This is a genomic window from Serratia sp. HRI, from assembly GCF_010119335.3.
GTDB lineage: Bacteria > Pseudomonadota > Gammaproteobacteria > Enterobacterales > Enterobacteriaceae > Serratia > Serratia nevei.
The window spans coordinates 3,283,450-3,305,724 of sequence record NZ_CP083690.1 but is presented as its reverse complement, the minus strand read 5'-3'; the positions used below and the strand labels follow the sequence as shown (position 1 = coordinate 3,305,724).

27 protein-coding genes are annotated in these 22,275 nt (G+C 59.2%); 14 read left to right on the top strand and 13 right to left on the bottom strand.

From position 1 onward, the window contains the following. Positions 1-20: 20 nt before the first annotated feature. The 5 genes from sspB to zapE form a co-directional block, all read right to left on the bottom strand. Positions 21-521 carry a ClpXP protease specificity-enhancing factor gene (gene sspB / locus GF111_RS15875; RefSeq protein ID WP_047729787.1) on the bottom strand — a complete coding sequence of 167 codons (501 nt, stop codon included), beginning with the start codon at positions 519-521 and terminating at the stop codon, positions 21-23. A 5-nt stretch (positions 522-526) separates the two neighbouring features. Next, positions 527-1,168, bottom strand: coding sequence for a stringent starvation protein SspA (gene sspA, locus GF111_RS15870; RefSeq protein WP_004937082.1), 642 nt, complete (start codon positions 1,166-1,168; stop codon positions 527-529). A 325-nt stretch (positions 1,169-1,493) separates the two neighbouring features. Continuing rightward, positions 1,494-1,886: a 30S ribosomal protein S9 gene (gene rpsI / locus GF111_RS15865; protein ID WP_004937080.1), complete on the bottom strand. Its 393-nt coding sequence runs from the start codon at positions 1,884-1,886 to the stop codon at positions 1,494-1,496. Positions 1,887-1,901: 15 nt separating this feature from the next. Further along, positions 1,902-2,330, bottom strand: coding sequence for a 50S ribosomal protein L13 (gene rplM, locus GF111_RS15860; protein ID WP_004937079.1), 429 nt, complete (start codon positions 2,328-2,330; stop codon positions 1,902-1,904). A 275-nt stretch (positions 2,331-2,605) separates the two neighbouring features. Then, on the bottom strand, positions 2,606-3,733 hold the full coding sequence (gene zapE, locus GF111_RS15855) for a cell division protein ZapE (RefSeq protein WP_047729785.1): 1,128 nt from the start codon (positions 3,731-3,733) through the stop codon (positions 2,606-2,608). A 231-nt stretch (positions 3,734-3,964) separates the two neighbouring features. On the opposite strand from zapE, the gene zapG reads away from it, so the two are divergent. The 3 genes from zapG to degS all read left to right on the top strand — a co-directional run bounded on the left by zapG (position 3,965) and on the right by degS (position 7,057). Continuing rightward, positions 3,965-4,366, top strand: coding sequence for a Z-ring associated protein ZapG (gene zapG / locus GF111_RS15850; RefSeq protein WP_004937074.1), 402 nt, complete (start codon positions 3,965-3,967; stop codon positions 4,364-4,366). A 173-nt stretch (positions 4,367-4,539) separates the two neighbouring features. Then, a complete protein-coding gene (gene degQ / locus GF111_RS15845; protein ID WP_038879628.1) occupies positions 4,540-5,910 on the top strand; it encodes a serine endoprotease DegQ in 1,371 nt (456 codons plus the stop codon). An 88-nt stretch (positions 5,911-5,998) separates the two neighbouring features. Beyond that, a complete protein-coding gene (gene degS / locus GF111_RS15840) occupies positions 5,999-7,057 on the top strand; it encodes an outer membrane-stress sensor serine endopeptidase DegS (RefSeq protein WP_019453130.1) in 1,059 nt (352 codons plus the stop codon). 72 nt (positions 7,058-7,129) lie between these two features. Here degS and murA read toward each other — a convergent pair whose 3' ends face one another. The 7 genes from murA to mlaF form a co-directional block, all read right to left on the bottom strand. Then, the gene (gene murA, locus GF111_RS15835; RefSeq protein WP_004937068.1) at positions 7,130-8,389 is read right to left on the bottom strand and encodes a UDP-N-acetylglucosamine 1-carboxyvinyltransferase; all 1,260 of its coding nucleotides are present in this window, start codon (positions 8,387-8,389) and stop codon (positions 7,130-7,132) included. Positions 8,390-8,444: 55 nt separating this feature from the next. Then, on the bottom strand, positions 8,445-8,699 hold the full coding sequence (ibaG, locus tag GF111_RS15830) for a BolA family iron metabolism protein IbaG (RefSeq protein WP_004937066.1): 255 nt from the start codon (positions 8,697-8,699) through the stop codon (positions 8,445-8,447). Between the two features lie 140 nt (positions 8,700-8,839). Beyond that, positions 8,840-9,142: a lipid asymmetry maintenance protein MlaB gene (gene mlaB / locus GF111_RS15825; RefSeq protein WP_038879636.1), complete on the bottom strand. Its 303-nt coding sequence runs from the start codon at positions 9,140-9,142 to the stop codon at positions 8,840-8,842. Further along, complete coding sequence (gene mlaC, locus GF111_RS15820) at positions 9,142-9,771, bottom strand: phospholipid-binding protein MlaC (protein WP_038879639.1); 630 nt, start codon at positions 9,769-9,771, stop codon at positions 9,142-9,144. Before mlaC ends, mlaB begins: the two co-directional genes overlap by 1 nt. 14 nt (positions 9,772-9,785) lie before the next feature. Then, on the bottom strand, positions 9,786-10,334 hold the full coding sequence (gene mlaD, locus GF111_RS15815; RefSeq protein WP_055312485.1) for an outer membrane lipid asymmetry maintenance protein MlaD: 549 nt from the start codon (positions 10,332-10,334) through the stop codon (positions 9,786-9,788). A gap of 4 nt (positions 10,335-10,338) precedes the next feature. Further along, positions 10,339-11,121: a lipid asymmetry maintenance ABC transporter permease subunit MlaE gene (gene mlaE / locus GF111_RS15810; RefSeq protein WP_038879645.1), complete on the bottom strand. Its 783-nt coding sequence runs from the start codon at positions 11,119-11,121 to the stop codon at positions 10,339-10,341. A gap of 4 nt (positions 11,122-11,125) precedes the next feature. Beyond that, the gene (mlaF, locus tag GF111_RS15805; protein ID WP_038879647.1) at positions 11,126-11,941 is read right to left on the bottom strand and encodes a phospholipid ABC transporter ATP-binding protein MlaF; all 816 of its coding nucleotides are present in this window, start codon (positions 11,939-11,941) and stop codon (positions 11,126-11,128) included. Positions 11,942-12,245: 304 nt separating this feature from the next. Between mlaF and GF111_RS15800 the strand changes: the two genes are divergently transcribed. From GF111_RS15800 to npr, 11 genes are all read left to right on the top strand, one after another. Next, complete coding sequence (locus tag GF111_RS15800) at positions 12,246-13,223, top strand: calcium/sodium antiporter (protein WP_025160120.1); 978 nt, start codon at positions 12,246-12,248, stop codon at positions 13,221-13,223. Between the two features lie 16 nt (positions 13,224-13,239). Then, positions 13,240-14,226 carry an arabinose-5-phosphate isomerase KdsD gene (kdsD, locus tag GF111_RS15795; protein ID WP_147190750.1) on the top strand — a complete coding sequence of 329 codons (987 nt, stop codon included), beginning with the start codon at positions 13,240-13,242 and terminating at the stop codon, positions 14,224-14,226. Between the two features lie 17 nt (positions 14,227-14,243). Next, positions 14,244-14,798, top strand: coding sequence for a 3-deoxy-manno-octulosonate-8-phosphatase KdsC (gene kdsC / locus GF111_RS15790; protein ID WP_021505108.1), 555 nt, complete (start codon positions 14,244-14,246; stop codon positions 14,796-14,798). After that, positions 14,795-15,373 carry an LPS export ABC transporter periplasmic protein LptC gene (gene lptC / locus GF111_RS15785; protein ID WP_038879652.1) on the top strand — a complete coding sequence of 193 codons (579 nt, stop codon included), beginning with the start codon at positions 14,795-14,797 and terminating at the stop codon, positions 15,371-15,373. Before kdsC ends, lptC begins: the two co-directional genes overlap by 4 nt. After that, a complete protein-coding gene (gene lptA / locus GF111_RS15780) occupies positions 15,342-15,881 on the top strand; it encodes a lipopolysaccharide ABC transporter substrate-binding protein LptA (RefSeq protein ID WP_025304377.1) in 540 nt (179 codons plus the stop codon). Before lptC ends, lptA begins: the two co-directional genes overlap by 32 nt. Before the next feature lie 6 nt (positions 15,882-15,887). Continuing rightward, positions 15,888-16,613, top strand: coding sequence for an LPS export ABC transporter ATP-binding protein (lptB, locus tag GF111_RS15775; RefSeq protein WP_004937040.1), 726 nt, complete (start codon positions 15,888-15,890; stop codon positions 16,611-16,613). Between the two features lie 52 nt (positions 16,614-16,665). After that, entirely contained in the window at positions 16,666-18,099 is a 1,434-nt protein-coding gene (gene rpoN / locus GF111_RS15770) for an RNA polymerase factor sigma-54 (protein ID WP_110611926.1), read from the top strand. Positions 18,100-18,122: 23 nt separating this feature from the next. Further along, the gene (hpf, locus tag GF111_RS15765; protein ID WP_004937038.1) at positions 18,123-18,410 is read left to right on the top strand and encodes a ribosome hibernation promoting factor; all 288 of its coding nucleotides are present in this window, start codon (positions 18,123-18,125) and stop codon (positions 18,408-18,410) included. 155 nt (positions 18,411-18,565) lie between these two features. Continuing rightward, entirely contained in the window at positions 18,566-19,027 is a 462-nt protein-coding gene (gene ptsN, locus GF111_RS15760; protein ID WP_016930212.1) for a PTS IIA-like nitrogen regulatory protein PtsN, read from the top strand. Between the two features lie 129 nt (positions 19,028-19,156). Then, a complete protein-coding gene (gene rapZ, locus GF111_RS15755; RefSeq protein ID WP_015379177.1) occupies positions 19,157-20,011 on the top strand; it encodes an RNase adapter RapZ in 855 nt (284 codons plus the stop codon). Beyond that, on the top strand, positions 20,008-20,280 hold the full coding sequence (gene npr / locus GF111_RS15750) for a PTS phosphocarrier protein NPr (RefSeq protein ID WP_004937034.1): 273 nt from the start codon (positions 20,008-20,010) through the stop codon (positions 20,278-20,280). Before rapZ ends, npr begins: the two co-directional genes overlap by 4 nt. Positions 20,281-20,320: 40 nt before the next feature. On the opposite strand, the gene GF111_RS15745 is transcribed toward npr, so the two are convergent. Continuing rightward, positions 20,321-22,237: a transcription antiterminator gene (locus tag GF111_RS15745; protein WP_047729784.1), complete on the bottom strand. Its 1,917-nt coding sequence runs from the start codon at positions 22,235-22,237 to the stop codon at positions 20,321-20,323. Positions 22,238-22,275: the final 38 nt, after the last annotated feature.

The window sequence follows — 22,275 nt, the reverse complement described above, 5'->3', positions numbered from 1 at the left end:
TTTCGTTTGTTCGCGCGGGATTACTTCACCACGCGCAGCGCCGGGCGGCCACCGCGCGGCGGCTGCGGCGGCTCGTCGTCCGGGCGGTTGTCTTCCGCGGTATCCGGGCGATCGCCGTCGATCACCGACATCAGGGTTTCCGAAGGGATCGTCTCATTGTCCAGGCCTTCGAACACGCCTTCGCTCTCGTCGTAGGCGGCTTCCGGTTCGAACATCGTGCCGGCGCCGTTTTCACGCGCATAGATCGCCAGCACGGCGGCCATCGGCACCGAAACCTGACGCGGCACGCCGCCGAAGCGCGCGTTGAACTGCACGTCCTCGTTGCCCAACGCCAGGTTGCCTACCGCGCGCGGCGCGATATTCAGCACGATCTGGCCGTCACGCGCGAACTCCATCGGCACCTGCACGTCCGGGCGAGTCACGTCGACCACCAGGTGCGGCGTCAGCTGGTTATCCAGCAGCCAGTCATAGAACGCCCGCAGCAGATACGGGCGACGCGGCGTCATCTGAGACATGTCCATCGCGCTTAGCCCCGGGTTTGCAGGCGCATTTCACGCTCGGCTTCGGTCAGGGAAGCCAGGAAAGCGTCGCGTTCGAAGACGCGGGTCATGTAGCCTTTCAGCTCTTTGGAGCCGGCACCGCTCAATTCAATGCCCAGCTGCGGCAGACGCCACAACAGCGGCGCCAGGTAGCAATCCACCAGGCTGAACTCTTCGCTCATGAAATACGGCGCCTGACCGAAGATCGGCGCGATCGCCAACAGCTCTTCACGCAGCTGACGACGGGCGGATTCCGCTTCCTGACCGCTGCTCTTCTCGATCTTGTCCATCAGCGAGTACCAGTTCTTCTCGATGCGCAGCATCATCAGACGGCTCTCGCCACGGGCAACCGGGTAAACCGGCATCAGCGGCGGGTGCGGGAAGCGCTCATCCAGGTATTCCATGATGATGCGGGATTCATACAGGGTCAGTTCGCGATCGACCAGCGTAGGCACCGTCTGGTAAGGGTTGAGGTCAATCAGATCTTGCGGCAGGTTATCCATTTCGACCTGCTCGATCTCGACGCTGACACCTTTCTCCGCCAGTACGATACGTACTTGATGGCTAAAAATGTCGGTCGGGCCAGAGAACAGCGTCATTACCGAACGTTTGTTGGCAGCGACAGCCATGAAAACCTCCAAGTTATCTAGAAAATACTGCGAATAGCCAACTGACAGGCTGCTATCCTGAATAATCTTGCCGCAGGCCGGCAGCACGCAGCGCGACCCGAGCCCATGAAAAACCGGCCCAGGAGGTCAACTGCACGGCGAACAGGCGCAAAAGTGGGTGATAGTTTACCAGATTTTGCTTGTTTTGTGGGGACGGTGCGGCGAATTCATGTTGAATTGTCTGATATGCCACAGATTTTAGTCGGGGGCGGCGGATTTCAGGCATAAAAAAACCCGGTGAAGCACCGGGTTTTTTGCGTAAATCGCACTGCCGAAGCAGCGGAAATTAACGCTTGGAGAACTGCGGACGACGACGTGCTTTACGCAGACCGACTTTCTTACGTTCAACCTGACGAGCGTCACGGGTGACGAAGCCAGCTTTACGCAGTTCAGAACGCAGAGTCTCATCGTACTCCATCAGTGCACGGGTGATACCGTGACGGATGGCGCCAGCTTGACCGGAGATACCACCACCTTTAACGGTGATGTACAGATCCAGTTTGCCAACCATGTCGACCAGTTCCAGCGGCTGACGAACTACCATGCGGGCAGTTTCGCGACCGAAGTACTGTTCCAGGCTGCGCTGGTTGATAACGATGTTACCGTTGCCCGGCTTGATGAAGACGCGAGCGGCGGAGCTTTTGCGGCGACCAGTGCCGTAGTATTGATTTTCAGCCATTGCCATTAATCCCGATTAAATGTCCAGAACTTGCGGTTGCTGTGCCGCGTGATTGTGCTCGGTGCCCGCGTAAACTTTCAGTTTACGGAACATAGCACGACCCAGCGGGCCCTTTGGCAGCATGCCTTTAACCGCGATTTCAATCACGCGCTCAGGACGGCGGGCAATCATCTCTTCAAAGGTCGCTTGCTTGATACCACCGATGTGGCCGGTGTGGTGGTAGTACACTTTGTCTGTACGCTTGTTGCCGGTTACAGCAACTTTGTCAGCGTTCAGAACGATGATGTAATCACCGGTATCCACGTGCGGGGTGTATTCCGCTTTATGCTTGCCGCGCAGGCGACGAGCCAGTTCAGTAGCGAGACGGCCTAAAGTTTTACCATCTGCATCAACAACGTACCAGTCGCGTTTTACGGTTTCTGGTTTAGCTGTAAAAGTTTTCATTAGAAAGCTTACCCAATAATTAGTTACACGTTGGTGAACACCCAAACGCTCGAAAACAGTTGAGGCTCACACGACCATACAAGTCCAGCAAACCTACCCCTTCGAATAGCCATTGCCGGCACTATAAAGTTTTTGGGAAAAAAAACTTTGTTGTAACGTGGGGTCGCAAGATTATAGAGAAGTCGCTCACAAAGATCGAACGGTTTTTGAATGGAAAATAAATTTATCGCCGGCGGCGGACAACCGGCGATACGGCGGCGGCAAGCCCGGCAGGCTCAGGGCAAATGCGGCAGCTTGAGGTACTCTTCGCTCTGCATTTCCTGCAGGCGCGACAGGCAGCGCTGGAATTCAAATTTCAGCTGCACCCCCTGATAGATCTCGAACATCGACGCTTCGGCGCCGATCACCAGCTTGATGTGCCGCTCGTAGAATTCGTCCACCAACGCCAGGAAACGGCGCGCGGTATTCTCTTTCAGCGGCCCCATCACCTGCACATTATACAGGATCACGCTGTGATACAGCCGCGACAGCGCGATGTAGTCCAGTTGGCTGCGCGCTTCTTCGCACAGCGTGTGGAAATCCACCGCCAGCACGCCGTCCACCGAACGGATAGCCTGCAGCGGCCGATGGTTGATCTGCAGCACCGGCGCGTCCTCTCCCGCCTTGCCCGCCAGCTTGACGAACATCCGATCCAGCGTCTCGCGCGTCTGGTCGCTCAGCGGCGTCAGGTAGAGGTGCGCCTGGGTCAGGGTACGCAGACGATAGTCGATGCCCGCGTCGACGTTCATCACGTCGCAGTACTCGTTGATCAGATCGATGGCCGGCAGGAAACGCGCCCGCTGCAGACCGTTGCGGTACAGATCGTCCGGCGGGATGTTCGACGTGGCCACCAGCGTAATGCCGCGCGCGAACAGCGCCTGCAGCAGCGTGGCCAGCAGCATGGCGTCGGTGATGTCGGACACGAAGAATTCGTCGAAGCACAGCACGTCGGTCTCGGCCTTAAAGCCGTCGGCGACGATTTCCAGCGGGTTTTCCCGCCCCTGCAGCTCGGTCAGCTCTTCATGCACCCGCAGCATGAAGCGATGAAAGTGCAGACGCATTTTGCGATCGCCCGGCAAACTGTGGAAGAACATATCCATCAACCAGGTTTTGCCGCGCCCGACGCCGCCCCACATATACAGCCCCTGCACCGGGCGCTGCGGCGCCGTGTCGCCGCCCTTGCCCAGCAAGCGGCTGAGCTTACCGCGCAGCCCGCCGGCAGGCGCGCTCGCCGCCGGCTTTTGCAACAGAGCCTGATAAATGCGATCCAGTTGAGTGACGGCCCGGCGTTGAACCTCATCGGCCTGATATTCCCCCGCATCCAGCGCCTGCTGGTAGCGAGATAACGGTGATAGTGCCTGCATCTGTTCGATGTTCCCTAAGAACGCTTAGAAATTATTTAGCCAACGTTGGCGGCAAGTTGATGCTGATTCGCACCGTTATCGCCACAAATGTCCGCTGCGGGCGCCGCTGAAAACCCTGTAAAAATTAGGTGGAAGCGCATCAGGATTCCACTCGGACAAGGTTAACGGTTATAGTGGATATTATTAAGTGAAAAATCCCTGCGGAACAACGAAGTCAAAATAGGAGTCATCATGACCTGGGAGTATGCGCTGATTGGTTTGGTCGTCGGTATCGTGATTGGTGCGGTGGCGATGCGTTTTGGCAACCGTAAATTACGTCAACAACAAGTCCTGCAGAACGAGTTGGACAAGAGCAAAACCGAGCTGGAAGAGTACCGTCAGGAGCTGGTCGGCCACTTTGCCCGTAGCGCCGAGCTGCTGGACAACATGGCGCGCGATTATCGTCAGCTGTATCAGCACATGGCGAAAAGCTCGAACAACCTGCTGCCGGATCTGCCGATGCAGGAAAATCCGTTCCGCTATCGCCTGACCGAAGCGGAAGCAGACAACGATCAAGCGCCGGTGGAAATGCCGCGCGACTATTCGGAAGGCGCCTCCGGCCTGCTGCGCGGGCAAAGCGCGCGCCGCGACTGACCCCCTTCGCCCGCGGGGCCACCCGCGGGCTTCCTCCGTTTACCGTCTTGACCTTCCCTCGCATTACCTTTACTGAACTTTGCACGCAAATTCACGGTCTTACCCTTCACTATGACAAGGTGATTGCCTTATCATCAAATTTTCATCGGCAGGTATTGAGAGAGTTATAATCAATGAAGAAAAAGTCGTTAATTCTTAGTGCATTGGCAATGAGCCTCGGCCTGACGCTCAGCTCCGTACCGGTGGCCAACGCGGCCCTGCCCGTCGCCGTTCAGGGGCAGCCGCTGCCGAGCCTGGCGCCGATGCTGGAAAAAGTCTTGCCCGCCGTAGTGAGCGTGCATGTCGCCGGCACTCAGGTGCAGCGTCAACAACTGCCGGAAGAATTCAGACGCTTCTTCGGCCCTAACTTCCCCGGCCAGCAGCAAAGCTCCCGTCCGTTTGAAGGGCTGGGTTCCGGCGTGATCATCGACGCCGCCAAAGGCTATGTGCTGACCAACAACCACGTCATCAACAACGCCGATAAAATCCGCGTACAGTTGAACGACGGTCGCGAGCTGGACGCCAAGCTGGTCGGCCGCGATGAGCAATCCGACATCGCCCTGCTGCAGCTCAGCGACACCAAAAACCTGACCGCCATCAAGATGGCCGACTCCGATCAGCTGCGCGTCGGCGACTTTGCCGTCGCGGTCGGCAACCCGTTTGGCCTGGGCCAAACCGCCACTTCCGGCATTATCTCGGCGCTGGGCCGCTCCGGCCTGAATCTGGAAGGGCTGGAAAACTTCATTCAGACCGACGCCTCCATCAACCGTGGCAACTCCGGCGGCGCGCTGGTTAACCTGAACGGCGAGCTGATCGGCATCAATACCGCCATTCTGGCGCCGAGCGGCGGCAACGTCGGCATCGGCTTCGCCATTCCGAGCAATATGGCGCAGAACCTGAGCCAGCAGCTGATTGAATTCGGCGAAGTGAAACGCGGCCTGCTAGGCATCAAGGGCAGCGAAATGACCCCGGATATGGCCAAAGCCTTCAACACCGACGCGCAGCGCGGCGCCTTCGTCAGCGAAGTGCTGCCGAAATCCGCCGCCGCCAAGGCGGGCATCAAGGCCGGGGATATCCTGGTCTCCGTCGACGGTAAACCGGTGAGCAGCTTCGCCGAACTGCGCGCCAAAGTCGGCACCACCGCGCCGGGCAAAACCCTCAAGGTGGGCCTGCTGCGCGACGGCAAACCGCAGGAAGTTTCGGTCACGCTGGACAACAGCGAGAGCGCCTCGACCAATGCCGAAACGCTGTCGCCGGCGCTGCAGGGGGTTTCCCTCAGCAACGGTGCGCTGCCGAGCGGCGACAAGGGCGTGAAGGTAGAGAACGTGGATAAAGGCTCGACGGCGGCGCAAATCGGCCTGCAAAAAGGCGACGTGATCATCGGCGTCAACCGCCAGCGCGTGGACAGCATCACCGTGCTGCGCAAGGTGCTGGAAGCCAAGCCACCGGTGATGGCGCTCAATATCGTGCGCGGTACCGAAACCATTTATCTGCTGCTGCGTTAATTTGTGCAAAAACCGGGCTCGGTGACATACTGCGCCCGGTTAACTCATGCTATCCTCCGAACATCGTTCACCACACCACGAAAACTCCATGTTTGCTAAGCTCTTGCGTTCTGTCGTTATCGGTCTCATCGTTGCCGGCCTGCTGTTGGCTGCCCTGCCCATGCTGCGCTCTTCCAACGGCCTGTTTGCAGAGAAAACCGAGAATACCAGCGACGAAACACCGGTGAGCTATAACAAGGCGGTGCGCCGCGCCGCGCCCGCCGTGGTCAACATCTACAACCGCAACCTGAACGGCGCCGCCAACGTGCTGTCGCTCGGCTCCGGCGTGATCATGAACGAACGCGGCTATATCATCACCAACCGCCACGTGATCAAAGACGCCCAGCAGATCACCGTGGTGTTGCAGGACGGCCGCCGCTACGAAGCGCTGCTGGTCGGCTCCGACGGCCTGACCGATTTGGCGGTACTGAAGATCGACCCCGGCAACCTGCCGGTGATCCCGACCAACAAAAACCGCGTTGCCCACGTCGGCGACGTGGTGCTGGCGATCGGCAACCCGTATAACCTGGGGCAGACCGTCACTCAGGGCATCCTCAGCGCCACCGGGCGCATCAGTATGAGCACCACCGGCCGACAGACTTTCCTGCAGACCGACGCCTCAATCAACCGCGGCAACTCCGGCGGTGCGCTGGTCAACTCGCTGGGCGAGCTGATCGGCATCAACACCCTGACCTATGACAAAATCACCGACGGCGAAACGCCGGAGGGCCTCGGCTTCGCCATTCCGATCGAACTGGCCACCAAAATCATGGATAAGCTGATCCGCGACGGCCGCGTGATCCGTGGCTATTTCGGCATTCAGGGTAAGGAGATCATTCCGCTGCGCTCCTCCAATTCCGGCATCGATCGCCTGCAGGGCATCATCGTGACCGAAATTACGCCGAACGGCCCGGCGAGCAGCGCCGGTTTCCAGATCAACGACATCATCATCAACGTGGATAACAAACCGGCGGTGTCCGTGCTGGAGACCATGGATCAGGTCGCGGAGATCAGGCCGGGCACCGAGATACCGGTTATCGTGCTGCGCGACGGCAAACGCATTACGTTGAAAATGACGGTGGGTGAATTCCCGGAAGACAGCAATTAAAAAAAGGGCCGGCATTGATAGCCGGCCCTTTGATTTTCATCCTGCCGACGCAGCCGCGCCGGCGCTAATCACTTACTCGCCTTTCACGCGCTCGATGTTCGCACCCAGCGCGCGCAGCTTGTCTTCAATACGCTCATAGCCGCGATCGATGTGGTAGATGCGATCGACGACGGTCACGCCGTCGGCGATGCAGCCGGCGATCACCAGGCTGGCGGAAGCGCGCAGATCGGTCGCCATTACCTGAGCGCCGGACAGCTGCTCAACGCCGTGGCAAATCACGGTGTTGCTCTCGATTTCCGCGTGCGCGCCCATGCGGATCAGTTCCGGCACGTGCATGAAGCGGTTTTCGAAGATGGTCTCGGTGATGACACCGGTGCCTTCCGCCACCAGGTTCAGCAGGCTGAACTGGGCCTGCATGTCGGTCGGGAAGCCCGGGTGCGGCGCGGTGCGCACGGTGACCGCTTTCGGGCGTTTGCCGTGCATGTCCAGGCTGATCCAGTCTTCACCCACTTCGATATCGGCCCCGGCTTCGCGCAGCTTGGCCAGCACCGCATCCAGCGTGTCCGGACGGGTGTTGCGGCACATCACTTTGCCACCGGAAACTGCGGCGGCGATCAGGAAGGTGCCGGTCTCGATGCGGTCAGGCAGCACGCGGTACACGCCGCCGCCCAGACGCTCGACGCCCTCGATGGTGATTTTGTCGCTGCCGGCGCCGCTGATCTTAGCGCCCAGCGTGTTGAGGAAGTTGGCGGTATCGACAATTTCCGGCTCACGCGCGGCGTTCTCGATAACGGTGGTGCCGGTCGCCAGGGTCGCGGCGCTCATGATGGTCACGGTCGCGCCCACGCTCACCTTGTCCATGACGATGTGCGCGCCCTTCAGGCGGCCCTCGACGGACGCCTTGACGTAACCTTCTTCCAGCTTGATCTCGGCACCCAACTGCTCCAGGCCGGTGATGTGCAGATCGACCGGACGCGCGCCGATCGCGCAGCCGCCCGGCAGGGAAACCTGGCCGCGGCCAAAGCGCGCCACCAGTGGCCCCAGCGCCCAGATGGATGCGCGCATGGTTTTCACCAGATCGTAAGGGGCACAGAACTCGTTCACCCCGCTGGCGTCCACGAAGACCGAACCGTTGCGCTCAATCTTGGTACCCAACTGGTTGAGTAGTTTAATGGTGGTGTCGATGTCCTTAAGCTTAGGGACATTCTGCAGCTCAACCGGCTCTTCCGCCAACAGGGCGGCGAACAGGATCGGCAGGGCGGCGTTTTTGGCCCCGGAAATAGACACTTCACCGCTCAGGCGAGTCCGACCCTGCACACGAAATTTATCCATCTGACTACTCTCTGTTATCTAATCTGAAGCTGCCCGCCCGGCAGGGCAAACAGCCTTAAAATCCGTTGAGTTTGCGGTCTCGCTGCCACTCTTCAGGGGTGTACGCCTTGATAGACAAGGCATGAATGCGGTTGTCCGCAATGTATTCCATCAGCGGTGCGTAAACCGTCTGCTGTTTTTTGACGCGGCTCATACCGGCGAACAGTTCACCGACCACGATCGCCTGAAAATGACTGCCGTCGCCCGTCACATGTACTTCATCCAGTGCCAATGCCTGCATCAGCACGTCTTTAATCTCGTTGGTTTCCATAGTATCCAGTTCTGCCGCTAAAGGATCATAAACAGCCTAGTATCTTAGTGGAATACGATGTTTTCTTAAACTAAAGAAAAAGCCCCTGCATAACAGGGGCTTTGTATCGTTTTACCACGCAAGCGCGGCGTAAAACGCCGCTAAACGGCGGTATCGACAGGTATTATCGCCTGCAGGTTGTAGAGCGCGATCAGCGTTTTCAGGCGCTCGGTGGCGCCGAAAATTTTTAGCGCTACGCCGCGCTCGCGCTGCTCTTCCTGCAGATGCAGCAACAGCGCCAGCCCGGCGGAGTCCACGCGCTCCAGTTGCGCTACGTCGATCGCGGTTTTACCCGCCATCAGCGCGTCGCGCTGCCGCCACAGCGGCTGCAGCGTTTCCCGGTCCAGTTCACCGCGCAGGATCAGCGTCTGCTGCTGTGATTCGAAGCTGAGCGCTGCCGACATCAGTTTTTCTTGTCCAGCGTAATAGGCTGCGCGGCAGCGGCCTGCAGCTGTTTGGTCAGGCCATCGATGCCCTGAGTACGCAGCGTGGATGCCCACTCGTTCTGCTTGGTGGTGATCATGCTGACGCCTTCGGCGATCATGTCATACGCCTGCCAATAGCCGGTTTTGCTGTTCTTGCGCCATTGGAAATCCAGACGTACCGGCGGGCGGCCGCCGTTGTCGATGATGGTGACGCGAATGGCCACGATGTCGGCATTGCCCAGCGGCTGTTCAGGCGCGATCTGGTAAGTCTGGCCGTGGTACATCGCCAACGCCTGGCCGTAAGCCTGCTCCAGGTAAGCCTGGAAGGCGGTGAAGTAGGCTTCGCGCTGCGCAGGCGTCGCGTCTTTGTAGTAACGGCCCAGCACCAGCGCGCCGGCGTATTTCACCTGCACGAACGGCATCAGTTCCTGATGCACGATGGAGCGCAGGTAATTCGGGTCCTGCTTGATCTTCGGCTGTTCGTTCTTCAAACGGCTGAAGGTCTTCTGCGCCGCGTCTTGCATCATGCTGTAAGGATTGGTTTGGTCGGCTGCGCTCGCCAGCGGTGCAACCACCAGCAGAGCCACCATCAGTAAACGTTTAAACATGCAGGTATCCTCTCTTAATGATTTGGAACAACGGGTTGCGGTGCGGCGCCGGCAGCCGGCTCAGCGGCCGCGTCTCCCGATTTGGCGCTGTCCTGACCGCCGCTTTTATACAGGAACTGGCCGATCAGATCTTCCAGAACCATGGCTGATTTGGTGTCCTGGATGGTGCCGCCGTCTTTCAGAATGGTGGTGCCCATGTCAGGATCTTCGAAGCCCACGTTAAGCGCCAGATATTGCTCGCCCAGCAGGCCGGAGGTGCGGATCGCCAGCGAGCTGGTATCCGGGATTTGGTCGTACTTTTTCTGGATATCCAGCGCCACGCGCGGCGTGTAGGTTTTCGGATCGAGCTCGATGTCCGCCACGCGGCCGATCACCACGCCACCGATCTTCACCGGCGAACGCGGTTTCAGGCCGCCGATATTGTCGAACGTCGCGTAAATGCGGTAGGTCGGCTCGCTGCCGATCGATTTAAGGTTCGCCACCTGCAGGCAGATAAACACGATGGCGCACAGCGCGATCAGCATAAATGCCCCAACCCAGATTTCACTCTTCTTCGTTTGCATCGAATCAATTCCCAAACATCAGTGCTGTCAGCACGAAATCCAATCCCAACACCGCCAGTGACGAATGCACCACGGTACGCGTCGTCGCCCGGCTAATCCCTTCAGAGGTAGGCACGGCGTCGTACCCGTTGAAAATGGCAATCCAGGCTACGGTAATGGCGAATACCACGCTTTTGATCAGGCAGTTGAGCAGATCTTTTTTCCACTCCACGGCGCCCTGCATCGCCGACCAGAAGAAGCCGCTGTCGATGCCCTTCCAATCCACGCCGACCACCGAGCCGCCCCAGATGCCGATCGCCACGAAAATGATGGTCAACAGCGGCATGCTGATCAGCCCCGCCCAGAAACGCGGCGCCACGATGCGCCGCAGCGGATCGACCGCCATCATTTCCAGGCTGGAGATCTGCTCCGTCGCCTTCATCAGGCCGATTTCTGCCGTGAGCGCGGAACCGGCGCGGCCGGCGAACAGCAGCGCCGTCACCACCGGCCCCAGTTCGCGCAGCAGCGACAGCGCCACCATCATGCCGAGGCTGGCCTCGGCGCTGTAGGTGGTGAGCACGATATAGCCCTGCAGGCCCAGCACCATGCCGATGAACAGCCCGGAGACCATGATGATCAGCAGCGACTGTACGCCGACGCTGTAGAGCTGTTTCAACAACAGCGGCCACTGCTTGCCGGGTTCCGGCCGGCCAATCAACGCGTTGAACAGCATCAACCCGGCGCGGCCGAAGCTGGCGCTGGTGTTGATGCCACTGCGCCCCAAGGACGCTAACGCTCTTAATAACATGAGCTTATTTACTCCCTAAGCCTAGCAGTTCGGTCTGATAATCCCCGGCCGGATAGCGGAACGGCACCGGCCCATCCGCTATACCATCCAGGAACTGGCGCACGCGCGCATCAGGATTGTTCTGCAATTGCTGCGTGGTGCCTTCGGCGATCACCCGGTGATCGGCCACGATGTAAGCGTAGTCGGCGATGCTCAACACCTCCGGCACGTCGTGCGACACCACGATGCAGGTAATGCCCAGCGCATGGTTCAACTCGTCGATCAGCTTGACCAGCACCCCCATGGTGATCGGATCCTGGCCGACGAAGGGTTCATCGAACATGATCATCTCAGGGTCCAGCGCGATCGCGCGCGCCAACGCCGCCCGGCGCGCCATGCCGCCGGAAAGCTCATTGGGCATCAGCTGGGCCGCGCCGCGCAGCCCTACCGCCTCCAGCTTCATCAGCACCGTGCTGCGCAGCAGGGGTTCAGGCAGGTTGCTGTGCTCGCGCAGCGGGTAGGCCACGTTTTCGAATACGGTCAAATCGGTGAACAGCGCGCCCGACTGGAACAGCATGCTCATCTTTTTGCGCGCGTCGTATAACTGACGGCGGGACAACGCGGGAATGTTGTCGCCGTCGAACCAAATCTCCCCGCTGTCCGGCGTCAGCTGGCCGCCAATCAGGCGCAGCAGCGTGGTTTTGCCGATGCCCGATGGCCCCATGATTGCCGTGACCTTGCCTCGGGGCACCGTCAGGTTGATGTCTTCAAATATCCGCCGGTCGCCGCGCGAGAAGCTCATGTCGCGCACTTCGACCAAATTATCTGCCTTATGGAGCATGTTAATGGACCCCTTTACGACTCATCTGTTGCTGAATCTACCCGTGATGTTAAAGCAATGGGCGCAATCCGTCTCATCTTTACAAAAACTTACTGCCATTTCGCGACCAATGGTGCCATTGGTTTTACTTTTCCGCGCCACCCGGTCAAAATTGGCGCCATAACGAAAAAAAACGAAACTGTTCAACTATTAGCCGGGAAAAACCGTTGCTGTAGCTCTAACGCGCGCAACGGAGGGCAAGCAATACCGCCGCATTGACGGCTTTAACCAACGAACCGGGATAATACCCGACAAAGGACCCTGCATGTTTCTCGCGATAGCATTATTAATCGTTGGTTTATTTCTACTGGTGTATGGTGCAGACCGCTTAGTTTATGGTGCTGCTGTGATTTCCCGCTCGCTCGGCGTCCCGCCGTTGATCATCGGCATGACCATTGTCGGCATCGGCACTTCGCTGCCGGAGCTGATCGTGTCCACCACCGCCGCGCTGAACGGGCAGATAGATATGGCCGTTGGCAACGTATTAGGTTCCAACATTACCAACATTTTATTGATCCTGGGCGTGGCGGCGCTGATTCACCCGCTGGCCGCGCGCTCCGAGATACTGCGGCGCGAACTGCCGCTGATGTTAGCGGTCACAGTATTGTGCGGTTTCGTGTTGATGGACGGCACCCTGAGCAGGCTGGACGGCGTGCTGCTGCTGGCCGCCGCTGCCGGCTTCATCCTGCTGATGCTGAAAATCGCCCGGCTGGCGCAGCGCGAGGGCAGCGACAGCCTGACCATGGAACAGATCGCCGAGCTGCCGCAGGACAGCAGCAACACCGTGGCGGTGCTGTGGCTGGTGTTGGCATTTATCATTCTGCCGCTCTCTTCCAGGATGGTGGTCGATAACGCGACGGTGATTGCGCACTATTTCGGCCTGAGCGAACTGGTGGTCGGGTTGACCATTATCGCCATCGGCACCAGCCTGCCCGAACTGGCCACCTCCATCGCCGGGGCGCTGAAGGGCGAGGATGATATGGCGATTGGTAATATCATCGGCTCCAATATTTTCAACACGGTGATCGTGCTGGGCGTCCCCGCCCTGCTGTCGCCGGGTAGCGTGGACGCCGCCGCCTTCCAGCGCGATTACTGGGTGATGCTGGCGGCCAGCGTGCTGCTGAGCGTGCTGTGCATCGGCCGCAAACACCGCATCGGCCACCTGGCGGGCGCGCTGTTATTATGCGGCTTTATTGCGTATCTTGCGGTGCTGTTCTTTAACCCTTTCAGTACTTTCGGCTAAACCGACGGGAATGAGTATGTCGAACATTGAGTTGCAACCGGGCTTCGATTTTCAGCAGGCCGGCAAAGAAGTGCTTCAGATAGAGCGTGAAGGGCTGGCTCAGCTCGACAGCTACATCAACGCAGACTTCACCCGCGCCTGCGAAACGATCGCTGCCTGTGGCGGCAAAGTGGTGGTGATGGGCATGGGCAAATCCGGCCATATCGGCTGCAAGATCGCCGCGACCTTCGCCAGCACCGGCACCCCCTCATTCTTCGTTCACCCGGCGGAGGCCAGCCATGGCGATTTGGGCATGGTCACCCCGCAGGACATCGTGCTCGCCATCTCCAACTCCGGCGAATCCAGCGAGATCCTGGCGCTGATCCCGGTATTGAAACGCCAGCAGATCACCCTCATCTGTATGACTAACAATCCGGAAAGCTCGATGGGCAAAGCGGCGGATATCCACCTGTGCATCAAGGTGCCGCAGGAAGCCTGCCCGCTGGGGCTGGCGCCGACCACCAGCACCACCGCCACGCTGGTGATGGGCGATGCGCTGGCCGTCGCGCTGCTGAAAGCGCGTGGTTTCACGCCGGAAGATTTCGCGCTGTCGCATCCGGGTGGCGCACTCGGCCGCAAACTGCTGCTGCGAGTTAGCGATATCATGCACAGCGGCGACGAAATGCCCCACGTCAGCGCCGACGCTTCGTTGCGCGACGCGCTGCTGGAAATTACCCGAAAAAATCTGGGCCTGACGGTAATTTGCGACGATCTGATGAAAATCGCCGGCATCTTCACCGATGGCGACCTGCGCCGGGTGTTCGACATGGGCATCAACCTGCACAAGGCGAAGATCGCCGACGTCATGACGCCGGGCGGCGTGCGGGTGCGTCCCAACATCCTGGCGGTCGATGCATTGAACCTGATGCAACAACGCCACATCACCGCGCTGCTGGTTGCCGATGGCGACCAGTTGCTGGGTGTGGTACATATGCATGACATGCTGCGCGCCGGCGTCGTTTAATTAAGGAATAGAACGGAATGGGTATGGTAGAAACCTGCTACGGGCCGGTAGAACAAGAGGTTATGGCGCGTGCCGGGAACATCCGCCTGTTGATTTGCGACGTTGACGGCGTGCTGTCGGACGGCCTGATCTTCATGGGCAACAACGGTGAAGAACTGAAGGCGTTCAACGTGCGCGACGGTTACGGCATCCGCTGCTTGAAAACCTCGGACATCGAAGTGGCGATCATCACCGGCCGCTCCGCCAAGCTGCTGGAAGACCGCGCGCAGACGCTCGGTATCACCCATCTGTATCAGGGGCAATCCGATAAGCTTTTGGCCTTCCGCGAACTGTTGGATAAACTGTCGTTAACGGCAGATCAGGTCGCCTATATCGGCGATGACCTGATCGACTGGCCGGTGATGGCGCAGGTCGGCCTGGCGGTCGCGGTGGCGGACGCACATCCGCTGTTGACGCCGCGCGCCCACTACGTCACCCGCATTGCCGGCGGCCGCGGCGCGGTGCGCGAACTGTGCGACATCATTCTTTTGGCTCAAAATAAGCTGGAGGACGCCAAAGGGCTGTCGATATGAGTAAAACCAAACTGTGGATCACCATCCTGTTGACGGTGATCGTTCTGGCGCTGATCGGCTGGAACATGACGGACTTCAGCGACGAAACGGCCCCTGGCCCGGTCAACGATCAGGATCCGACCTACCAGAGCCAGCACACGGTTACCGTGGTGTACAACCCGGCCGGCAAGCTGAATTACAAACTGGTGGCGGAAGACGCGAAGTATTACACCGCCGGCGAGCTGAGCTGGTTCACCCAGCCGGTGATGACGCTGTTCGATGAGAATGCGGTGGCCACCTGGTCAGTTCGCGCCGATCGCGCCAAACTGACTAAAGACCGGATGCTGTATCTGTATGGTCACGTCGAGGTAAACAGCCTGACCACCACCTCACAGCTGGAAAAAATTAAGACGGACAACGCTCAGGTAAACCTGGTCACCCAGGACGTCACCTCCGATGACGAAGTCACGCTTTACGGGACCAATTTTACCTCTAACGGCATGAAAATGCGTGGGAACCTGCGGACCAAAACCGCTGAGCTGATTGATAAGGTTAAGACCAACTATGAAATTCAGAACCAAAAACCAACTCCGTAACCTGTTGCTCGGCAGCTTAGTTTTGGCCGCCAGCGCCCCCGCTCTGGCGCTGAAATCCGACTCCAGCCAGCCGGTGAGCATCGACTCGCTCAAGCAGTCGTTGGACATGCAAAGCAACGTCAGTACCTTCACCGACAACGTGGTGATCAAGCAAGGCACCATCGATATTCGCGCCGACAAGGTGGTGGTCACCCGTCCGGGCGGAGATCAGAATAAGACCTATATTGAAGCGTTCGGCAACCCGGTAACCTTCTACCAGATGCAGGACAGCGGCAAGCCGGTCAAAGGCCACGCGCAGAAAGTGCGTTACGACGTGGCGACCCAGCTGGTGACCCTGACGGGCAACGCCTATCTGGAGCAGCTCGACAGCAACGTGAAAGGCGATCGCATCACCTATCTGGTGCAACAGCAGCAAATGCAGGCGTTCAGCGATAAAGGCAAACGCGTGACAACGGTTCTGGTACCGTCGCAGTTGCAAGACAAAAACGGGCAAAAAAAGAGTAACTAATCACTTATGGCAACACTCATCGCAGAAAACCTGGCGAAAGCCTACAAGGGCCGTAAAGTTGTCGAAGACGTCAGCCTGAAAGTGAAATCCGGCGAGATCGTCGGCCTGCTCGGGCCGAACGGCGCCGGTAAAACCACCACCTTCTACATGGTGGTCGGCATCGTGCCGCGCGACGCCGGGCGCATCGTGATCGACGAAGAAGACATCAGCCTGCTGCCGCTGCACGCCCGCGCGCGCCGCGGCATCGGTTACCTGCCGCAGGAAGCGTCGATCTTCCGCCGCCTGAGCGTGTACGACAACCTGATGGCGGTGCTGGAGATTCGCCCCGACCTCACCAGCGAACAACGCGAAGACCGCGCCAAAGAGCTGATGGAAGAGTTCCACATCTCCCATCTGCGCGACAGCCTCGGCCAGGCGCTGTCCGGCGGTGAACGCCGCCGCGTCGAAATCGCCCGCGCGCTGGCGGCCAACCCGAAATTCATTCTGCTGGACGAACCCTTCGCCGGGGTGGATCCGATTTCCGTTATCGACATCAAAAAAATCATCGAGCACCTGCGTGACAGCGGCCTGGGCGTGCTGATCACCGACCACAACGTGCGCGAGACGCTGGACGTATGTGAACGCGCCTACATCGTCAGCCAGGGCAAACTGATTGCCCACGGCACGCCGGATGCTATTCTGGCCGACGAGCAGGTAAAACGCGTTTATCTGGGCGAAGAGTTCCGCCTCTGAGCGCCGGCGCGCCCTGCGGGGCGACACCGTTAACGGAAGTAGACAGAAGACTATGAAGCAAGGTTTGCAACTCAGGCTCAGCCAACAGCTGGCCATGACTCCTCAGCTCCAGCAGGCGATCCGCCTGCTGCAGTTGTCCACGCTTGAGCTTCAGCAAGAGATCCAGCTGGCGCTGGAGAGCAATCCGCTGCTTGAACAGACCGATCTGCACGACGAAATCGACGCCAAAGAAATCCAGGAGACCGAGGGACTCGATACCCGCGAGGCGCTGGAACAGAAAGACATGCCGGAAGAGCTGCCGCTGGACGCCACCTGGGATGAGATCTACACCGCCGGCACGCCGTCCGGCACCGGCACCGACTACAGCGACGACGAGCTGCCGGTCTATCAGGGCGAGACTACCCAAACGCTGCAGGATTACCTGATGTGGCAGGTGGATCTGACGCCGTTCTCCGATACCGACGCCGCCATCGCCACCTCCATCGTCGACGCGGTGGACGACACCGGTTATCTCACCGTGCCGCTGGAAGACATTCTGGAAAGCCTGGGCGATGAGAACGTGACCCTCGAGGAAGTCGAGGCGGTGTTGAAGCGCGTGCAGCGTTTCGATCCGATCGGCGTCGCCGCGCGCGATCTGCGCGATTGCCTGCTGGTGCAGCTCTCCCAATACGCTAAAGACACCCCTTATCTGGCCGAAGCGCGGCTGATCATCAGCGACCATCTGGATCTGTTGGCCAACCACGACTTTCGCAGCCTGATGCGATCAACCCGGCTAAAAGAAGATACACTGAAAGAAGCGATGCTGCTGATTCAGTCGCTCGATCCGCGCCCGGGGCAGTCGATCAATACCGGCGAATCGGAGTACGTAATTCCGGACGTGCTGGTGCGCAAGACGCAGAACACGTGGACGGTCGAGCTCAACGGCGACAGCATACCGCGATTGAAGATCAATCAGCAGTACGCCGCGCTGGGCAACAACTCCCGCAGCGAAGCCGACGGCCAGTTCATCCGCAGCAACCTGCAGGAAGCCAAGTGGCTGATTAAAAGCCTGGAGAGCCGCAACGAGACGCTGCTGAAGGTCACCCGCTGCATCGTCAGCCAACAGCAGGCGTTCTTCGAGCAAGGCGAAGAATTTATGAAACCCATGGTGTTGGCGGATATCGCCCAGGCCGTGGAGATGCATGAATCGACGATCTCGCGCGTCACCACGCAGAAGTTTCTGCATAGCCCGCGCGGCATTTTCGAATTGAAATATTTCTTCTCCAGCCACGTGAATACCGACAGCGGCGGCGAAGCCTCCTCGACGGCGATCCGCGCGTTGGTGAAGAAATTGATTGCGGCGGAAAACCCCGCCAAACCACTCAGCGACAGCAAGCTGGCCACCCTGCTTTCCGATCAGGGGATCATCGTGGCGCGGCGCACCGTCGCCAAGTACCGAGAGTCTTTGTCCATCCCGCCGTCGAACCAGCGTAAACAGTTGGTTTGACCTCTATTGAGAAGGAAGACACTATGCAGCTCAACATTACCGGACACCACATCGAAATCACCGATCCGTTGCGCGAGTTCGTGAACAACAAGTTCGCCAAACTCGAACAGTATTTTGATCGCATCAATCAGGTGTATGTTGTATTAAGTGTGGAAAAAGTGCAGCAAATTGCGGAAGCAACGGTGCACGTGAATGGAGGCGAGTTGCACGCCACCTCGGAAGACGAGAATATGTATGCCGCAATTGATACGCTGATCGACAAATTGGCACGTCAATTGAACAAACATAAAGACAAATTGAAGCAACACTGACACCCTAACCCATTCCGTGAGGTTGCCTCCGTCGCAGCCTCGCCCTTCGGCGCGTGACCCGCATGGGTGGCGCGCCGAACGGTAATCAGGGTTAAAACCGACGAAAAACCGCCTTGCCGGGTACGCCCGGCAGCGCGGTTTTAAGTGAAGATGAGATGAACAACGAATATATGCAATTAAGCTCGGTGTTAAACATCGAGTGCACCAAAAGCTCGGTACACTGCACCAGCAAGAAGCGGGCTTTGGAAATTATCAGCGAACTGGCCGCCAAACAGCTCAATCTGCCTTCGCAGGTGGTGTTTGACGCGGTTCTCACCCGGGAGCGCATGGGCAGCACCGGTATCGGCAACGGTATCGCCATTCCCCACGGCAAACTGGAAGAGGACACACTGCGGGCCGTTGGCGTGTTTATCCGTCTCGACCAACCCATCGCTTTCGACGCCATCGACAATCAGCCGGTCGATCTGCTGTTCGCGCTGCTGGTGCCTGCCGATCAGTGCAAAACCCATTTGCATACCCTGTCGCTGGTCGCCAAACGCCTGGCCGACAAAACCGTATGCCGCCGCCTGCGCGCCGCGCAGAGCGACGAAGAGCTTTACCAAATCATCACCGAGTGAGGCCCGGCCGGCGTGACTTCCAGCCCGGATAACGCTACTGTTTCACGATGACGGATCCGGCTGCGGCCGGAATAACAAAGTTTCCACCGGTGGCGATGAACGCCGCCGCGATGCCAGGGGAGTTGCCACATGGTGCTGATGATTGTCAGCGGCCGTTCCGGTTCCGGAAAATCCGTCGCCTTGCGGGCGCTGGAAGACATGGGTTTTTACTGCGTTGACAACCTGCCGGTGGTGCTGCTGCCGCAGCTCGCCAACACGCTGGCAGAACGCAATATCTCCGCGGCGGTCAGCATCGACGTGCGCAACATGCCGGAATCGCCGGAAGTGTTCGAATACGCGATGACTCAGCTGCCGGACAGCTTCTCGCCGCAGCTGCTGTTCCTCGACGCCGATCGCAACACGCTGATCCGCCGTTACAGCGACACCCGCCGCCTGCATCCGCTCTCCAGCAAGAACCTGTCGCTGGAAAGCGCCATCGACGAAGAGAGCGATCTGCTCGAACCGCTGCGCTCGCGGGCTGACCTGATTATCGACACCTCGGAAATGTCGGTGCACGAACTGGCCGAGATGCTGCGCACCCGCCTGCTGGGTAAGCGTGAGCGCGAGCTGACCATGGTGTTCGAATCCTTCGGCTTCAAGCACGGCATTCCGATCGACGCCGACTACGTGTTCGACGTGCGTTTCCTGCCTAACCCGCACTGGGATCCGAAGCTGCGGCCGATGACCGGTCTGGACAAGCCGGTCGCGTCGTTCCTCGATCGTCATACCGAAGTGCACAACTTCATCTACCAGACCCGCAGCTACCTGGAGCAATGGCTGCCGATGCTGGAAACCAACAACCGCAGCTACCTGACGGTCGCCATTGGCTGTACCGGCGGTAAACACCGCTCGGTGTACGTGGCGGAACAGCTGGCCGATTACTTCCGCTCGCGCGGCAAGAACGTGCAGTCGCGCCACCGCACGCTGGAAAAGCGCAAACAATGACGGTCAAACAGACGGTTGAAATCAAAAACAAGCTGGGCATGCACGCGCGCCCGGCGATGAAACTGTTCGAGCTGGTGCAAAGCTTCGACGCCGAGGTGATGCTGCGCAACGAAAGCGGCACCGAAGCCGAAGCCAGCAGCGTCATCGCGCTGCTGATGCTGGACTCCGCCCAGGGCCGGCATATCGAAGTCGAAGCGACCGGCCCCGACGAAGTCAACGCGCTGGCGGCGGTGGTCGAGCTGTTCAACTCCGGGTTTGATGAAGATTAGTCACTGAGGGCGCTTCTGCGCCCAATCACTCACATGCCCCTCAACTCCGGCTCAGGCAGTCCAGCGCCACCGCTTTAAAGCTGTCGAAGCTGTCGCTGCCCAACAGGCGGCTCATTGAGCGTTCACGCACGAAGGTGACGAACAGCTCGTAGATCGCCATCGCCTCTTCATAGTCGCTCTTGCTGATCGCCAGCAGGAAAATCACGTGCGCGACCTCGCCTTCTCCCCAGGCGACGCCCTGCGGCGCCAGCAGCGTCACCACCACGGTCTTTTTGGCCAGCAGCCCCAGCGAGTGCGGCAGCGCGATGCCCTCGCCCAGCAGCGTGGAAACGATCGCTTCGCGTTCGACCAGCGACGGATAGAAGTCCGCGCCGACGTACCCCTCCTGCTCCAGCTGGCCGCACACCCGGCTGAACAGCTCCGCCTGCGTCAACGGCTCGTTGAGCACCATGAAATGCTCGGCGTCGAAGAACTTCTCCAGCATGTACGGTCGGGTGCGATCCACCAGCACCAGCTTGCCCAGTTGCTCCAGCTGGTAATCGGTCGGGAACGGCGACATCACCACCACCGGCTTGTTCTTTTCGCCGATGCGGGCGTTGGAAATCACGAAGTCTTCGTCGATATGTGCAAGCATCTCGTAATCGCGCAGTGAGACGATGCGCGTCATCACCAGCTGCGGATACTTGCGCGCAATCTGCGCCTGGATCATGCGCACCGTCGAGTTGCCGGTATCGCACACCAGCATCACCTGCGGGTGGCGTTCATAACCGATGTTGTAATGCCGCTCCAGCCCCACGCCGATGTGCAGCACCAGATAGCCAATTTCGTTCTCGCTCAGGGTATAGGGGGTGTATTTACCCCAGCTGGAGACCGCCGCCAGCGTCACGTCGTAAGCCATCGGATAGTGCTGCTTGATGTTGGCCAGCAGCGGATTGGGGATATTGATCTGGTATTTCACCCGCGTAATCATGGTCTTGATATGGGTTAGCAGATCGGCCCGCAGCTGCTCGTCGCCCTGCAGGTTGTAGTTATAGTGTGCGTTGATGTAGGACAGGATGTAGTCCACCAGCGCTTCTTCATCGTCGGCGTTGATCTCGGTCGGCTGCACGTCCTGCACGCGCCGCGCGGCAATGTTGACCCGCAAATAGGCCTCTTCGGCCATCGAGATCTCTTTGCCGGAGGCCGAACGCAGCTCCGCCGCCAGGCGGGTCGACACCTGACGCACCGCGTCGTCGCCGTCTTCCACCTCGAAGTCCGGCAGCGGATAGCCGTCGTTGATGCGCCGCAGCGCCACCGCGCAGTAGAAGATCAGGTACTGCTCGCCCTCGTCCGTCAGGCGAATGGCATATTGCGACAGCAGCGGGTGCAGCAATCCGGCGAACGCCGCTACCTGCGGCTGCAGCAGGATCTCGTTGTTGAGCAGCGGGTTCTCGGCGTCGGCCAGCTGCAGCTGGAACAGCAGATCGGTGAGACAGGCGCGGATCGCCATCTCAGCGCCGAACAGCTTCATACCGTAGCGCGGCTTGGTTTCGATCGTCAATTGATAGTGCGCCAGACGCTCTCTCACCTCAGCCATGTCGTTTTGCAACGTACCGCGGCTGACGAACCACTCGTCGGCCAAATCTTCCAGTTTAAGGGAGAAGGCTGAGGTCAAAAAACGCACCAGCAGATAATGCACCCGCTCCTGCGCGCTGCGCGGGGTGGCGTGCTTGCGGCGCTCCTGATGCTGCAGAGCGCTGAACAGCGCGGCGTTATCGACCTGCAGGCGATAGCCGGCCCCGCGGCTATGCACGAAACGCGCGCCGTATTTGTCCAGAATCTCGTTCAGCGCGGTGATGTCCGCCCGCACCGTGCGGGTGGACACGGCGAAACGCTTCGCCAGCTCATCCTGCGGCAAAGTCTCGGTTTGCAAAGCATCGAACAAGTAAGCCAAACGCGGGTAAGGAAATCGCACCATTCTGTGTCCGTCAATCAGGCAACCCGCCCGGTGAACCG